This is a genomic window from Nonlabens sp., assembly GCF_965660805.1.
In the GTDB taxonomy this organism is placed as follows: domain Bacteria; phylum Bacteroidota; class Bacteroidia; order Flavobacteriales; family Flavobacteriaceae; genus Nonlabens.
In genome coordinates, this window is sequence record NZ_CBFIBE010000048.1 from 1 (window position 1) to 14,635 (window position 14,635).

The following is a 14,635-nucleotide window of genomic DNA, read 5'->3' on the forward strand; positions in this document are numbered from 1 at the left end:
AATTATCAAGAGTATGTTGAAAAATAAAGTGCAGTTAGTTTTTCCTTTGGTATAAAGTCCTAGATTCAGAAAGTAAAAGAGCCTCATTCTCCCTCGCTACTACCGGGCGATATAAAAAAAGAAGAATAGATGGACGACACTTAATGGTACTTGACATAATTACTTAGTGCCTCAAATTTCTGTAAAAGGTTAAAATTATATCTGATTTAACTGTAGGTTAGGACGTTAAATGAGATTTCTTATTATTTTTACAAAAAAAAAGCATGAGGTCATTTCTATTTTTTATTACCGTTATTTTTTTTCTGCCTTGTAGCGCTCAAAATAATCAGCTGTATGGAATTTCTAGAAATAGTAACCCTAATGTTACTTATCTAGCAACAGTAGATGCGTCAAACGGCTTTATCAATGACGTTTCCAGTAATTCTTATGCCGTAGGAGTAGCAAATTTTTCATTTACAGTAGATCCCAATGCAGATATTTACTATTTCACAGATTCTAATTCGCTTATAGGAATCGATTTGAATACAGGAACACTGGTTCATCAAAACCCTATTACCACCAGTCAAGGAACCATCTTTCAAAACTTTATTTATAATGAACTCACGCAAGAGATCATAGGAATCGAGCGAGGTGGAGCAAGTAGTGGTGTTTATTTATCAAAAATTGATCCTACTACAGGTGTGGTAACAGCGATCTCTACCACACCATTTGCAAACACCAGTGCCATTAACATGGCAGGTAGTGCTCTGGATTTAAGAAGACAGTGGTATCATATTTTTTCTCAAGACAGAATTTTATCAGTAGATATAAATACAGGTGCTGTGGTACACAATCCATTATTTGATACCACAGATTTTGCTTATTTTAATAATCTTTTTTTTAATCCTGTAAATCAAAAGCTATATGCCATAGGTAGGAACAGTAATCCAGCAGAGCTGTTTCTTACTCAAATAAACCCCATAACAGGTGCTGTAACCACCGTTTCACCTACCTCTATAGGTATAGCCCTAGAGCTGGAAGGTAGCGCGCTAGATCCAGTAAATGGTATTTATTACTGTAAAAGAGTAGGTGTTAATGGAGGTAATGTAAGCCGTCTAGCAGGTATCGATGTTATTACAGGATTAGAGGTTTCAAGTACTTCTTTTGATTTTAGCCAGTCTAATGGTGCTTATTTTGGACATTTTTATTATGGAGGTCCTACGGTGCAGCTTTTATCAAATGAAGATCAACTATCGAGTAAAGCAGTCACACTATATCCTAATCCTACTGTGGGCTCCGTAACCTTAGAAGGCGATTCCATTTCACAAATCTTACTTTATTCATTAACGGGAAAATTACTTTTAGACCGCAAGTATGGTAATGAACAATCAGTTCAACTAGATGTAAAAGATTTTAATGATGGTGTTTATCTTATGAAAGTTTTCCATACTGATGAGTCCAGCGAAAGTTTTAAATTAATTAAAAATTAATTGAACCCATGATCATTAGGGTCTAAATCACGGCAAGTAGCTATGTTTCATCGCCTTTAGCAAAAGTCTCTACCCATAGAATTTCTACTTTTTCTCGTGCCCATGGCATGCGTCTTAAAAACTTTAAACTAGATTTTATAGTAGGGTTAGTATTAAACGAGTTGATCCTAATACGATCGCCCAGCTCATCCCATCCATAATGGTTTACAAGATCCTCTACGATCTGAGCTAGTTTAATACCGTGTAATGGATTGTTAGGTTGACTCATCTTATTGTTCCATAAAATCCATAGTTTCCTTAACGCCGCTGGATTTACCAGATCCGCTCACGCGCACATAGAAATAAGAATCATAATCTTTCTCGTCCAGTGCGTTATAAACACTATCGTTTTGCAGTTCGTTAGTATATTGGTTTATCGTGTTGCTATGACCGTAAAGCGCTACCGTTTTCCCTCTATACTTTTTAAGTAACTCCAGACCAGTAACTGTTTTTACATCATAAATCTCTACATCCATGTCATGTGCCGCTGCCAGTGGTGCTGCTGTAGCCCGTGTACGTTTATAATCAGAGCTTATGATATGATCCACATTTTTGAGAAAAAAGTAGTTGACCCAGGCCATAGCACGTCTTTTTCCTTCTTCAGTAAGTTCTGGATCATTACCTTGATCTAGCCGTTTCTCTGCATGCCTTATAAAATAAAAAGTAGTGATCCCTTCATTATCCACTGGTTGACCTTGTTTAGGTCCTGTATTACAAGCTGTTATTAAGAGTAAAAACGGTAGAGAAAGAAATAATTTACGCATCATCATTTGTTAAAAAAAAGGAAAGATATAATATATCCAGTGATTTTATAGAATTACCGCTTTTATACTTCCATTTCTACACAGTAAACCTAGATCAAGTTTTTTTTTATAGCCATAGTCACGCACTAGAAATAGGGTACTTTAAGCACCATTTTGCCACGTTTCAATTTAGAATTCAGACTCAAATACAAGTACACAAGTTTATCCACAATCGAGGAGTAAATAGTGTTAATTAATTTCGCTTTCGCGAAAGCGAAATCCCAACAGATATTGCTATATTTCCCCAAAGACTGCAAGATTGATTTATGGCTGATAATACGCAATATACCGAAGATAACATACGCTCACTAGACTGGAAAGAACACATAAGAATGCGTCCTGGAATGTACATCGGGAAACTGGGCGATGGTTCTAGTGCTGATGATGGAATTTACATTCTCGTTAAAGAGGTGATCGATAACTCCATAGATGAGTTTGTAATGGGATCTGGTAAAACCATAGAGGTTTCTATTCAAGGAGAACGTGTTACCGTGCGCGATTATGGTCGTGGAATACCGCTAGGTAAAGTAGTAGACGTAGTGTCTAAAATGAATACCGGTGGTAAGTATGACAGCCGTGCTTTTAAAAAATCTGTAGGATTGAATGGAGTAGGTACTAAGGCTGTTAACGCGCTTTCTAATTATTTTAGAGTAGAATCTAACCGTGATGGTAAAAGTGCAAGTGCAGAGTTTTCTCGTGGAGAGCTCAATGATCAGGAAATGCTGGAAGAGACCTCACGTCGCAAAGGAACTAAAATCACCTTTGTACCTGATGGTGAGATATTTAAAAACTTTAAATTCCGCCCAGAATATGTGGCGCGCATGTTGAAAAACTACGTGTACCTCAATCCTGGACTGACCATAATGTTTAATGGTGAGAAGTTTTATTCAGAAAATGGACTCAAAGACCTGCTCAGCGAGAATATAGTAGATACTGACCGCTTATATCCCATTATTCACTTACGTGCTGATGATATAGAAGTAGCCATTACCCATAGTAAAACCCAGTATAGTGAAGAATACCATTCTTTTGTAAACGGTCAGAACACCACACAAGGTGGAACGCACCTTGCTGCTTTTAGAGAAGCTCTGGTGAGAACTATAAGAGAGTTTTATGGTAAAAATTATGATGCGAGCGATATACGCAAGTCTGTAGTAAGCGCCATAGCCATTAAGGTTATGGAACCCGTTTTTGAATCACAAACTAAAACGAAGTTAGGTTCCACAGACATGGGCGGCGACCTACCTACCGTGCGCACCTTTATTAACGATTTTCTAAAAACCCAACTGGATAATTACCTCCATAAACACGCTGATGTTGCTGACGCTATACAGCGCAAAATCATACAAGCAGAGCGCGAGCGCAAGGAATTATCAGGTATAAGAAAACTGGCAAAAGATCGTGCTAAAAAAGCAAGTTTGCACAATAAAAAATTGCGCGATTGCCGTATCCACCTGACCGATAGTAAAAAGGAAAATAATCTAGAAAGCACGCTATTCATTACCGAGGGAGATTCGGCAAGTGGATCGATCACAAAGTCGCGTAATGTAAATACACAAGCGGTTTTTTCTTTACGTGGTAAACCTTTGAATTCTTATAACATGTCTAAAAAGATCGTGTATGAGAATGAAGAGTTTAATCTTTTACAAGCTGCACTCAATATTGAGGACAGCATGGAAGACTTGCGGTATAATAAAATAGTCATCGCTACAGATGCCGATGTGGACGGAATGCACATTAGATTACTTTTAATCACATTCTTCCTTCAGTTTTTTCCAGAGTTGATCAAGAAAGGACATATTTATATATTACAAACACCACTCTTTAGAGTACGTAATAAGAAAGAAACTAGATATTGTTACACACCAGATGAACGTGCAACAGCACTGGCAGAGCTAGGTAGAAATCCAGAAATCACCCGATTTAAAGGACTCGGTGAGATCAGTCCTGATGAATTTAAGCATTTTATAGGAGAAGATATGCGTTTAGATCCATTGATGCTGGATGATAACATGAGTATCGAGGAATTATTAAAATTCTACATGGGTAAAAACACGCCAGATCGACAAGAATTTATCATAGATAATTTGAAAGTGGAACTGGATGTTATTGAAGAAGATACGATGTAATACGCTTTCGCGAAAGCGATATGTAAAAACAACCGTTAACCGATAACTGTTAACTAACAAATGAGTGAAGAAAACGAAGAATTAGAACCGATCCATAAGGGCGAAATCATAGAACCTACAGAAAGCATAACCCGTATCACGGGAATGTATAAAGAGTGGTTCTTAGATTATGCCAGTTATGTAATTTTGGAACGTGCGGTACCAGCGATTGAAGATGGTTTTAAACCGGTGCAACGTCGTATCATGCAGTCTATGAAAGATTTAGATGATGGGCGCTATAATAAAGTCGCAAATATAGTAGGTCATGCCATGCAGTATCATCCACATGGAGACGCCAGTATAAGTGACGCCATGGTGCAAATAGGGCAAAAAGACATGCTCATAGACATGCAAGGAAACTGGGGAAACATTTTTACTGGTGATCCTGCAGCAGCATCTCGTTATATAGAAGCACGACTTTCTAAGTTTGCGCTGGAGATTCTTTTTAATCCAAAGATTACGGAATGGCAAGCGAGTTATGATGGTCGTCGTAAAGAACCTATCAACTTACCAGTTAAATTCCCGTTACTACTTGCTCAAGGAGCTGAAGGTATAGCCGTAGGTTTGAGTACTAAAGTGTTACCCCACAATTTCATCGAATTAATAGATGCCAGTATCAAGCATTTACAAGGGAAACGTTTTACCATATATCCAGATTTCCCTACAGGTGGAGAGATAGATGTTACTAATTATAATGACGGTTTACGAGGTGGAAAAGTACGTGTGCGTGCTAAAATGCATGCGCCAGATAAAAACACCATCGTTATTACTGAAATTCCGTATTCTACTAATACGAGTTCGCTGATTGATTCGATTTTAAAGGCCAACGATAAAGGCAAAATTAAAATCAAAAAAATAGAAGACAACACCGCTGCCGATGTGGAGATCATGATCCATTTACATTCTGGTATCTCACCAGATAAGACTATGGATGCGCTGTTTGCTTTTACTAATTGTGAGTCAAGTATCTCACCGCTAGGCTGTGTGATAGAGGATAATAAACCACTTTTTGTAGGTGTGACCGAGATGCTGCGCCGCAGTGCAGATCATACCGTAGATTTATTAAAACAAGAGCTAGAGATACAACTCGATGAAGTAGAAGAGCAGTGGCACTTTGCATCACTAGAGCGCATCTTCATAGAGAATAGAATCTATAGAGATATAGAAGAAGAAGAAACCTGGGAAGGCGTTATCGCTGCAATTGATAAAGGATTAAAACCTCATATAGTACATTTAAAACGTGCGATTACTGAGGAAGATATCACTCGACTAACAGAAATACGTATCAAGCGTATCTCTAAGTTTGACATAGATAAAGCACAGCAAAAAATTGATGCTCTAGAAGAACGCATTGCCCAGTTAAAACACCATCTGGAACACCTTATTGAGTATGCGATTGATTACTTCAAGGCACTTAAAAAGAACTACGGAGAAGGAAGAGAACGCAAAACAGAGATCAAGACCTTTGAAGATATCGTTGCTACTAAGGTAGTCATGAGAAACACAAAACTCTATGTAAATAGAGCCGAAGGTTTTATAGGAACTTCTTTAAAAAGAGATGAGTACGTTACAGACTGTGCAGATATAGATGATATTATCGTGTTTACCAAAGACGGAACCATGATGGTGACTAAGGTAGGTGCTAAAACCTTTATAGGTAAAGACATTATTCATGTTGCTGTATTTAAGAAAAAAGATAAGCGTACCATTTATAACGTTATATATCGTGATGGTAAAACAGGACCTAGTTATGTCAAGCGTTTTGCCGTAACCAGTGTCACTAGAGATAAAGCCTATCCTATGGGTAAGGCAGATAAAGGTACACAAGTACATTACTTTAGTTCAAATCCTAATGGTGAGGCAGAGGTAGTAAGTATTAATTTGCGCCAGCAAGGAAGTATTAAAAAGCTCAAATGGGATCTTGATTTTTCAGATATTCTTATTAAAGGTCGTGCCTCTAGAGGAAATCAAGTGACTAAGTATAATATTAAAAAAGTCGAGCTTAAAGAAGAAGGAGTAAGCACTTTAAAACCGCGCAAGATTTGGTTTGATGAAACAGTACAACGTCTCAATGTAGATGGTAGAGGAGAACTACTAGGTGAGTTTAGAGGAGAAGACCGCTTGCTGGTTATCAATCAAAAAGGATTATTAAAAACCATCATTCCAGATGTTACTGCACGCTTTGATGAAGATATGATTGTCCTTGAAAAGTGGATTCCTGAAAAGCCTATCAGCGCTATTTACTACCATGGTGAAAAAGAATTATTTTATGTTAAGCGTTTCTTAGTAGAGCATGAGGAAAAAGAAGAGACTTTTTTACCAGAGGTAGAAGGTTCATACCTAGAAGTAGTCGCGACAGATTATAAACCAGTAGCAGAGCTGGTATTTAATAAACCTAGAGGTAAAGAACAACCACCTAATGAAGCAGTGGATCTAGATGAATTTATTGCAGTAAAAGGAATAAGTGCTCAAGGAAACCAGTTGACTAAGAGTAAGGTAAAGCAAATCAACTGGCTAGAACCATTACCTTATGAGGAGCCTGAAGCCACTCCAGCTCAAGAAGATAAACAAGAAGTTACTGCAACTGAGAATTCTAGTCACTCAACGGTAACCAACCTAAAGCAGCTGCCAGATAGTAATTCAGATGGTGATGAGCCAGATCCTGGTATAGATGATACAGGACAGGCGAGTTTGTTTTAATGATTCAATTGTATATAAATCCTGCTTTCACTAAAGCAGGATTTTTAAATCATATGAACCAGCAGTTTCTATTCATTTTTTCTGGCTATGTAAAAGCCGTAACTGTAATAATCTTTGAATTTTTGATAGAGATCAATTTCAGCTTGGTGATCTTCAACTACTTTTCTTGCTGTTCCTGAATTGTTGTTGCGCTTTAAAAAGTCTTTAAATCGTTCTTGCATGGGCTGGTAATAATTTTTTACCCAGCTGTCTTGATTTAAGTAAAAATAACCTACTAGTGTGTAACCATTATTTTCTAGTTGTTTGATTTTATGAGCTGCCGTGTCAATTTCTGGATATTCAACATTCCAAAACTCTTCGATTTCATTGGGTCTAGATGGGGTAATCCAAGTGATTTCACTCACAACTAGAAAGCCTCCTTTTTTTAAATAGTCTTTCCATTTTTTTAATCCGTTTTCAAACCCTATGTTATAAATAGCCCCTTCAGACCATATCAGGTCTAATTCTTCTTTATGAAATGGTAATGCATCCATTGATTTTTCTAAAGTTAGGATTTTATCATCTAACCCTAATTTTTTGGCCTTTTCATGGAGTTCATTTAAAAACTCTGGAAATAAGTCAACTGCAATGATTTGACCCTTTAAGTTTTTAGCAAGAGAAATAGTCTGACCACCTGAACCACAACCTATATCAGCTGTTTTAAAATTTTTATCGGTATTTAAATTTAAAATTTCAAGTGCTTTTAAAGTATCACCTTCACTTCCTGGACCTTGTCTTTCTGAATTTTTATGTAGGTCTATTATTAATTCTAACTCTGTCATCTAATTATTTTTTTTAAAAACATCTTTTGTGATGGTTTCTTATACTTAAAGAAATAGCAAAAGCACAAAAATATTTTGTGGGAAATTATTAAACAACTTATTATTATCCACAAAAGGACAATACCTATAAGTTATACTATGTAAGCTTTTTGAGTTATGATGATTTTCTTTGCATAACACAAGCTACAGGAATAATTTTTCGGGAAAATAGGTAAAAAGAACCGATATATTAAGTCGCTTAGTTTAAATAGGTATTATTATATTGCATCACTAATCAACGTAATAATGGAGGATAACAATTTATCACAATCACAAGAACTGCGCTCTCGACGTAATAGAGAGCCTTTCATGCCAGAGAATAATGAGATTACTATGATGGAAGCTGTTAAGTCAGTTTTTAATAATTATGCAAACTTTAGAGGTAGGGCACGTAGATCGGAGTATTGGTACTGGCAGCTTTTTAATTTTATAGTAAATATAAGTATCGTAATGCTGTCTTTACCGTTTACAGCAGGAAGAAATCAAGAGGCTGGTGCGGTTATTTTACTTATATTATTTGTTTTATGGTTTTTTATTTCCATAATACCTACTATGGCTGTAATAGTGAGAAGATTGCATGATACAGGTCGTAGTGGATGGAGTTATCTCATATCTCTTATTCCATTTGTAGGAGGGATTATACTGCTTATTTGGTTTATAGAAGATAGCAAACCAGGCCCTAATCAATGGGGTGGTAATCCTAAGGGAATAGGTAATGATGACTTTAACTCGAGTAACTTTAATTAATACCTTTACTTATATCAATTCATTCCTTTAATAAATAATACCATAGAGGATGAAGTAAGATTGATAGAGAATTTATAGGTAAATTTTAAAGCCTTCTTTTTTAATTAAAAGAAGGCTTTATTAATGGAATACTTAAAGCTCAAATTACTGTTTTATTAAATGGTAACCACCATAAACTGCCGCATAACCTAGAATTATAGTTAGGGATATATACAGCATAGCGTTACCATATTCAGAGCTAGAAGTAAGTTTAAAAAGGTCCAGTGAAAATGTTGAAAAAGTGGTGAGACCACCACAAAAACCTACTCCTAAAAGAATATAGCTCGAACTATTCATGAACTCCTTATCTGAGTACGCTAGAAATAAACCTAAAAGGAAACATCCTAGAATATTAACACTAAGTGTGGGCATCCATTTGAAATTCTCAGAGTTAATCCATAGCGAGAACAACAAGCGCAGTACGCTACCCAATCCACCACCTATAAAGACTAAAATAAGTTGTTTAATCATGAGTATAAATAGGTAAATCTTTCATTTAGGAAATGATATGTTTATTCAAAGATACAATTATGTATAAAAAAACGGTCGGAATTTCTCCCGACCGTAAATTAGAAAGTCTTATCAGGACTTTCTTTCCCCTAAAATTGTTATAGAATAATAACAGCTGTTATCACATTCATAACTTTGCACTAAGGTAGTAGATAGTCACCATTTAAAAAATACCCCTTAAAGGGTATTTTTTTGCTCATTTTCATTAAAATATTGACATTTAATTAACCTATGTTAAATTGTTTGGATTTTGTATTTATAATGCCTTCATAAATTCAATTTGGTATAACATACTTAGCAAGGAGTTAATGACCTCATAAAATTGTTGTGAACACGCTTTCGCCAAAGCGAAAATAAAAAAAGCCAATCTAAATAGACTGGCTTTAAAACAATTGAAAAAGAAAGTAATGTATTAAGCTTCTTTTTTAATCTCTACTGCATGAGGATAAGGGATCTCAATGTTCTCTTTATCTAGTGTAATTTTTGTGTTTTCTACGGTCCAGAAATATACATCCCAATAATCTTCTGTTTTACAGAAAGGTCTTACTACAAGGTTTACAGAGCTATCTGCTAGTTCACTTACGTTTACAGAAGGAGCAGGATCTTTAAGTACTTTAGGATTAGAAACTAACATTTCTAGTAGAGCATCTTTTGCTTTTTTCATATCCTCGTCATAACCTATGCCTACCGTCGTATCTACTCTCATGATTCCTTCTGAGGTGAAGTTAACAATGTTTCCATTTGCCATAGGTCCATTAGGTATTATGGCTAGTTTATTTTGTGGAGTCAGTAACTTTGTTACTAAAATATCTATTTCTTTTACGACTCCTAGTTCTCCTTGTGCTTCTATTACATCACCTATTTTATAAGGTTTAAAAAGTAGTACTAAAACACCACCAGCAAAGTTAGATAACGAACCTTGTAATGCCAGTCCTACTGCCAGACCAGCTGCTGCAAGAATCGCTGCAAAACTTGCGGTTTCTACACCTAAGGTTCCTGCTACTGTGACTAATAGTAAAATGGTTAAACCCCAAGAAACTAGATTCATTAAAAACTTTTTTAAAGTAATATCATAGTCTTGTTTATCCATCATTTTACCTACTAACTTCACTGCCTTTTTAATTAAAAAAGCACCTATGATATAGATAATAATGGCTTTAAGTACAGGAACTCCATAATCTAGGACATATCCTATTATGGTCTCTTTATCAAAGCTGTTTGTAATATCTTCTACTGTTGTTGATTGCATGGTTGTTCTTTATAATTTAGTGGGCAAAAGTAATAAGTATATCTTTTTCCTACATCTTAAACTCACGTTAAATTTATATAGATTTCAATTCTGTAATATGTTTAAAGTCTAGAATGGATATTGGTTCTTTTCAGTGACTTTATCTGCGATCATATTTCTTAAACCTACTATATTCGGTAGATTCGTGTACTTTGTGAAACGTTTTAGTCCCATCAACATCATGCGTTGTTCATCACCTTCAGCAAAACTAGAGATACCTTCTTCAGCTCTATGTTGAACGATTTTTACAGCGTTGTATAAATAGAATTGAGACATAGCGATTTGTTCTTTTTGAGTTTCTAAGCCAAATCTCGCAATGTTCTTTTGAGTGCGTAGTATAGCACTTTCGGCCATGTAGATTTCAATTAGGATGTCTGATGCGCCTAGTAATAACTGCTGGTTTTCCTCCAGTTCAGTTCCAAATTTTTGAACCGCACTTCCTGCTACCATTAAGAATACCTTTTTCAGTTTCTTAATCATATCCATTTCTTCGCTTAACGGTTCAGAAAAGTCAGGAATGTCAAATGATGGGATAGAAGTCAGTTCTGTCGCTACAGCCATGGCTGGTTCTAGTAAATTTACATGACCTTTCATTGCTTTTTTCACTAGCATTCCTACGGCGAGCATGCGATTGATCTCGTTAGTTCCTTCATAGATTCTTGAGATACGAGCATCACGCCACGCAGACTCCATAGGTGCATCAGCACTGAAGCCCATTCCTCCATAAATCTGGATCCCTTCGTCGCTACAGTGTTGCATATCTTCTGACACGGCCACTTTTAGGATGGAACATTCTATAGCAAACTCTTCAACTCCTTTTAATTCCGCTTTCGCGAAAGCGTCACCATCAGCCTGACGGATATGAATACGATTCTCGATATCTTTTGCAGCACGGTAAGAGGCACTTTCTCCCACATAGGCATTAGTTGCCATTTCGGCTAGTTTTTTTCTAATCGCGCCAAATTTTGCAATCGGTGTTTTGAACTGCTCGCGCTCATTTGCGTAGTTAGTAGCTAGTGTAATCACACGGCGTTGTGCGTCTAGACAGGCAGCTGCTAGTTTAATACGACCTACGTTAAGGGCATTCATGGCGATTTTAAATCCTTCACCACGACCAGCAAGCATATTTTCTACAGGAACCATGCAATCGTTAAAAAATACCTGACGGGTAGAAGAGGAGTGAATCCCTAGTTTGTGTTCTTCTTCACCCATAGAAATACCATTACTAGGATCATTTTCTACGATGAATCCAGTGATGTTCTTATCATCTTCTATACGGGCAAAAACCACAAATACATTACAAAAACCTGCATTTGAGATCCACATTTTTTGACCATTGATTTTATAGTGTTTTCCGTCGGCGGTAAGTTCTGCCTTTGTTTTACCAGAGTTTGCATCAGATCCAGCTCCAGGTTCTGTTAAACAGTAGGCACCAAACCACTCACCAGTAGCTAGTTTAGGGACGTATTTTTTCTTCTGTTCTTCAGTTCCATACAAAGTAATAGGCATCGTACCGATTCCTGTGTGTGCTCCAAAAGCTGTGGCAATAGAACCAGTCGCACCTGAGATATAATCACAAACCAGCATGGTAGAGACAAATCCCATTCCCATACCGTCATATTCTTCTGGTACGGCGATACCTAAAAAGCCCATTTCACCAGCCTTGCGCATTACTTCTTCAGTAAGTGCGTAGTCTTTCTTTTCAAAACGTTCTTTATGAGGTACGATTTCCTTATCAACAAATTCTTGAACGCTATCGCGCATCATTTTTTGTTCCTCTGTAAAATCTTCAGGTGTGAATACGTCTTGAGGATTTGTTTCTTTTACGATGAATTGTCCACCGCGGATGATACCGCTTTGGTTTGTTTTTATTTTATCTGTGTTCATAGCAGTATTTAGTATTTAGTATTTAGTACGTAAGCTATCGCTTACTGTTAGTATTGAGATTTTTTTTACTTAGTGTTTTTTGTAATGCTAGGTTCATTTTACTTACTTCGACGCATTGGTCTACGATATTTCTCATGGTACTTGTGTTCATTAATTCTAATCTTTTGGATAAGAATGTTTGGGTGATTAACTCAGAAGTACTGCCAGATGCAACACCTAAAAAATAATTAAACTGCTGGTTAGAATTACGACCAGAACCTTCTGCAATATTTGATGGGATGGATACAGCGCTTCTTCTCTTTTGAGATGTAAGACCATACTTTTCTTCTTTTGGATATGTTTCAGTCGCTTTATAAACGTCCACAACTAAATCCATTGCCTTTTGCCAAACTTTTAATTTTTCAAATTGATGCATAATTTTAGTTTTAATATTATTCCGCTTTAGCTAAAGCGAAATACACATAGCTCTCTTGAATAAGGCAGTTTTTTATTTCATTTATTTAATTAATAATGTTCAACAGTCTAATTACCAAAAGCGTAGCGGTCTAACTACTAACCACTATTTTAAAAACTCATAAACTCCACAAGCGCCTTGACCCGTTCCTACACACATGGTTACCAGTCCGTACTTGTTTTTCATTTCTTGCTTGCGCATCTCATCAAATAATTGCACGCTTAATTTAGCTCCTGTACAACCTAGTGGATGACCTAGTGAAATAGCACCACCATTAGGATTGATGATATCTGGATTCAATCCTAGTTCACGGATTACAGCAAGTGATTGTGATGCAAAAGCTTCATTAAGTTCGATCATATCTACATCGTTTAAGGTAAGACCAGCCTGTTTTAATGCTTTAGGAATGGCTTTTACAGGACCTATTCCCATAATTCTAGGTGGTACACCAGCGGCAGCAAAGTTGACCATGCGTGCGATAGGCTCTAGGTTTAATTCTTTCACCATTTCTTCACTCATTACTAATACCATTGCGGCACCATCACTCATTTGTGAGGAGTTACCAGCAGTAACAGAACCACCAGCGGCAAATACCGGACGTAGTTTTCCTAAAACCTCTAATTTAGTATCAGCTCGTGGACCTTCATCTTTAGTCACCGTATAGGTTCGAGTTTCTTTTTTCCCAGATTCATTTAAGTAGGTTTCTTCGACATTAATAGGAACGATTTGATCTTGAAAACGATCTTCGGCTTGAGCTTTTAGTGCTTTTTGATGTGAATTGTAAGCAAACTGATCTTGATCTTCACGAGATACTTTGAATTCATTTGCAACAGCCTCGGCAGTTAATCCCATTCCCCAGTAGTAATCTTCGTTTCCAGCTTTAGCAACACGATAATCAGGTGTAGGTTTGTAACCACCCATAGGAATATATGACATCGATTCTGCACCACCGGCGATAATACAATCTGCCATTCCAGATTGGATTTTTGCAGTAGCAAGTGCGATGGTTTCTACACCACTAGCGCAATACCTATTTACCGTTACTCCTGGAACATCGTCTATTTTTAATCCCATTAAGGAGATTAAACGTGCCATGTTCAAGCCTTGTTCAGCTTCTGGCATGGCGTTACCTATAATGACATCATCTATTCTTGTTTTATCAAGATTAGGAACGTCTTTTAGCATCGCCTCAATGGTTTCGGCAGCGAGTTCATCAGGTCTTTTAAAACGAAAAACTCCTTTTGGTGCTTTTCCTACAGCTGTTCTTTTTGCAGCTACTATGTATGCGGTTTTATTCATAATCTTCGATTATTGAATCAAGATTCAAGAGTCAAGACTCAAGACTTAATTCTGTCCATGAATGAATTAATCATTCGTTGAATTTCTTTTATTTTAGTCTCATAGTTTTTGAAATCTTCGATATTGATATATCCGATTTTATGAGCAATTATTAATTGTGTTTGCCATTCAAAAGAAGACCCTAAAGCATTTTCCAAGAATATAGAAAAATGTTTATCAGAAGATTTAGCAGTTCCTTCAGCAATGTTTGATGGTACTGAAACTGCACATCTATTCATTTGAGATATAAGGCCGAACTTTTCTTCTTTTGGAAATTTACCGGTTATCTCATAGCTCTGTATCGCTAGTTCAATTCCTTTCTCCCAAATTTTT

General features: G+C 36.5%; 13 protein-coding genes. 4 read left to right on the forward strand and 9 right to left on the reverse strand.

The annotated features are described in order from the left end of the window. Positions 1 to 263: 263 nt before the first annotated feature. Positions 264 to 1,469 (forward strand): T9SS type A sorting domain-containing protein, encoded by a 1,206-nt coding sequence (locus tag ACTF48_RS09845; protein WP_438962985.1) that lies wholly within the window; start codon positions 264 to 266, stop codon positions 1,467 to 1,469. Between the two features lie 40 nt (positions 1,470 to 1,509). On the opposite strand, the gene ACTF48_RS09850 is transcribed toward ACTF48_RS09845, so the two are convergent. Together ACTF48_RS09850 and ACTF48_RS09855 are read right to left on the reverse strand one after the other, a co-directional pair. Continuing rightward, positions 1,510 to 1,737 carry a VF530 family DNA-binding protein gene (locus ACTF48_RS09850; protein ID WP_438962986.1) on the reverse strand — a complete coding sequence of 76 codons (228 nt, stop codon included), beginning with the start codon at positions 1,735 to 1,737 and terminating at the stop codon, positions 1,510 to 1,512. Between the two features lies 1 nt (position 1,738). After that, positions 1,739 to 2,272: a histidine phosphatase family protein gene (locus ACTF48_RS09855; protein ID WP_438962987.1), complete on the reverse strand. Its 534-nt coding sequence runs from the start codon at positions 2,270 to 2,272 to the stop codon at positions 1,739 to 1,741. Between the two features lie 305 nt (positions 2,273 to 2,577). On the opposite strand from ACTF48_RS09855, the gene ACTF48_RS09860 reads away from it, so the two are divergent. Together ACTF48_RS09860 and ACTF48_RS09865 are read left to right on the forward strand one after the other, a co-directional pair. Then, on the forward strand, positions 2,578 to 4,440 hold the full coding sequence (locus ACTF48_RS09860) for a DNA topoisomerase IV subunit B (protein ID WP_438962988.1): 1,863 nt from the start codon (positions 2,578 to 2,580) through the stop codon (positions 4,438 to 4,440). 60 nt (positions 4,441 to 4,500) lie between these two features. Then, positions 4,501 to 7,179 carry a DNA gyrase/topoisomerase IV subunit A gene (locus ACTF48_RS09865; RefSeq protein WP_438962989.1) on the forward strand — a complete coding sequence of 893 codons (2,679 nt, stop codon included), beginning with the start codon at positions 4,501 to 4,503 and terminating at the stop codon, positions 7,177 to 7,179. Positions 7,180 to 7,247: 68 nt separating this feature from the next. Here ACTF48_RS09865 and ACTF48_RS09870 read toward each other — a convergent pair whose 3' ends face one another. Continuing rightward, positions 7,248 to 8,000: a class I SAM-dependent methyltransferase gene (locus ACTF48_RS09870; RefSeq protein ID WP_438962990.1), complete on the reverse strand. Its 753-nt coding sequence runs from the start codon at positions 7,998 to 8,000 to the stop codon at positions 7,248 to 7,250. A 285-nt stretch (positions 8,001 to 8,285) separates the two neighbouring features. Here ACTF48_RS09870 and ACTF48_RS09875 point away from each other — a divergent pair, with 285 nt between their 5' ends. Beyond that, positions 8,286 to 8,786, forward strand: coding sequence for a DUF805 domain-containing protein (locus ACTF48_RS09875; RefSeq protein ID WP_438962991.1), 501 nt, complete (start codon positions 8,286 to 8,288; stop codon positions 8,784 to 8,786). Between the two features lie 144 nt (positions 8,787 to 8,930). Here the strand turns inward: ACTF48_RS09875 and crcB are convergent, their stop codons facing one another. The 6 genes from crcB to ACTF48_RS09905 form a co-directional block, all read right to left on the reverse strand. Next, positions 8,931 to 9,296: a fluoride efflux transporter CrcB gene (gene crcB / locus ACTF48_RS09880; RefSeq protein WP_438962992.1), complete on the reverse strand. Its 366-nt coding sequence runs from the start codon at positions 9,294 to 9,296 to the stop codon at positions 8,931 to 8,933. A gap of 451 nt (positions 9,297 to 9,747) precedes the next feature. Then, positions 9,748 to 10,584, reverse strand: a complete 837-nt coding sequence (locus tag ACTF48_RS09885) for a mechanosensitive ion channel family protein (RefSeq protein ID WP_438962993.1) — start codon at positions 10,582 to 10,584, stop codon at positions 9,748 to 9,750. 108 nt (positions 10,585 to 10,692) lie between these two features. Further along, complete coding sequence (locus ACTF48_RS09890) at positions 10,693 to 12,510, reverse strand: acyl-CoA dehydrogenase family protein (RefSeq protein WP_438962994.1); 1,818 nt, start codon at positions 12,508 to 12,510, stop codon at positions 10,693 to 10,695. A 34-nt stretch (positions 12,511 to 12,544) separates the two neighbouring features. Continuing rightward, positions 12,545 to 12,925 carry a four helix bundle protein gene (locus ACTF48_RS09895; protein ID WP_438962995.1) on the reverse strand — a complete coding sequence of 127 codons (381 nt, stop codon included), beginning with the start codon at positions 12,923 to 12,925 and terminating at the stop codon, positions 12,545 to 12,547. Positions 12,926 to 13,069: 144 nt separating this feature from the next. Then, positions 13,070 to 14,263 carry an acetyl-CoA C-acyltransferase gene (locus ACTF48_RS09900; protein WP_438962996.1) on the reverse strand — a complete coding sequence of 398 codons (1,194 nt, stop codon included), beginning with the start codon at positions 14,261 to 14,263 and terminating at the stop codon, positions 13,070 to 13,072. A 38-nt stretch (positions 14,264 to 14,301) separates the two neighbouring features. Next, positions 14,302 to 14,635, reverse strand: a 334-nt coding sequence (locus ACTF48_RS09905; RefSeq protein WP_438962997.1) for a four helix bundle protein, incomplete at its 5' end; no start/stop codon positions are given.

What these genes read in the sequence shown, in the direction of transcription:
- ACTF48_RS09870 (WP_438962990.1), bottom strand. Translation starts at nt 8,000, where the DNA reads ATGACAGAGTTAGAATTAATAATAGACCTACATAAAAATTCAGAAAGA.
- ACTF48_RS09890 (WP_438962994.1), bottom strand. Translation starts at nt 12,510, where the DNA reads ATGAACACAGATAAAATAAAAACAAACCAAAGCGGTATCATCCGCGGT.
- crcB (WP_438962992.1), bottom strand. Translation starts at nt 9,296, where the DNA reads ATGATTAAACAACTTATTTTAGTCTTTATAGGTGGTGGATTGGGTAGC.
- ACTF48_RS09860 (WP_438962988.1), top strand. Translation starts at nt 2,578, where the DNA reads ATGGCTGATAATACGCAATATACCGAAGATAACATACGCTCACTAGAC.
- ACTF48_RS09875 (WP_438962991.1), top strand. Translation starts at nt 8,286, where the DNA reads ATGGAGGATAACAATTTATCACAATCACAAGAACTGCGCTCTCGACGT.
- ACTF48_RS09885 (WP_438962993.1), bottom strand. Translation starts at nt 10,584, where the DNA reads ATGCAATCAACAACAGTAGAAGATATTACAAACAGCTTTGATAAAGAG.
- ACTF48_RS09900 (WP_438962996.1), bottom strand. Translation starts at nt 14,263, where the DNA reads ATGAATAAAACCGCATACATAGTAGCTGCAAAAAGAACAGCTGTAGGA.
- ACTF48_RS09845 (WP_438962985.1), top strand. Translation starts at nt 264, where the DNA reads ATGAGGTCATTTCTATTTTTTATTACCGTTATTTTTTTTCTGCCTTGT.
- ACTF48_RS09895 (WP_438962995.1), bottom strand. Translation starts at nt 12,925, where the DNA reads ATGCATCAATTTGAAAAATTAAAAGTTTGGCAAAAGGCAATGGATTTA.
- ACTF48_RS09865 (WP_438962989.1), top strand. Translation starts at nt 4,501, where the DNA reads ATGAGTGAAGAAAACGAAGAATTAGAACCGATCCATAAGGGCGAAATC.
- ACTF48_RS09855 (WP_438962987.1), bottom strand. Translation starts at nt 2,272, where the DNA reads ATGCGTAAATTATTTCTTTCTCTACCGTTTTTACTCTTAATAACAGCT.
- ACTF48_RS09850 (WP_438962986.1), bottom strand. Translation starts at nt 1,737, where the DNA reads ATGAGTCAACCTAACAATCCATTACACGGTATTAAACTAGCTCAGATC.